The sequence below is a fragment of the Prosthecochloris marina genome (genome assembly GCF_003182595.1).
Lineage (GTDB): Bacteria > Bacteroidota > Chlorobiia > Chlorobiales > Chlorobiaceae > Prosthecochloris > Prosthecochloris marina.
Map to the genome: position 1 here is coordinate 1 of NZ_PDNZ01000019.1, position 585 is coordinate 585.

Here is a 585-nt window from a genome sequence, read left to right on the forward strand (position 1 = left end):
GACGGTAGTTACACGTATACGCTGGACAACACGAACCCGTTGGTGCAGGGTCTGTCGGATACGGAAAGTCTGACGGATACGTTCGTGTACACGATCAGCGATGCGGATGGCGATGAGAGCACGACGACACTGACGATCACGATCAACGGTTCGGATGACGGTACGACGATAGTGATCCCGGACAACAACGGTTCTGGTGGTGCTGGTGACGAGACGGTGTACGAAGCGGGTCTTGCAGACGGTAGCAACCCTGGTGACAGTGATGAGGTGACGAGCAGCTTCACGATCACGGCGCCGGACGGTCTTGGTTCGATCACGGTGGTTGACGGTAGTGGTAGCGATGTGGTGATCAGCGAGTCGGAACTGTTGGCAAGCGCGACGACGAACATCACGATCGATACCGAGTACGGTACGCTGGTGATCAACGGTTACACGCCCAACGCGTCGACGGGCGGCGGTGTGGTGCACTATACCTACAGTCTGGACGACAACACGCTGGATCACAGTGTTGCGGGTAATGACACGGTGCTTGACAGCATCGGTATTACGGTGACGGATACGGACGGCGACACGTCGAACGATACG

1 protein-coding gene is annotated in these 585 nt (G+C 57.1%); it reads left to right on the forward strand.

The window, feature by feature from the left end; translation table 11 throughout:
- Positions 1–585: VCBS domain-containing protein (locus tag CR164_RS12910; protein WP_146204182.1), on the forward strand; the 585-nt coding region annotated here is incomplete at both ends.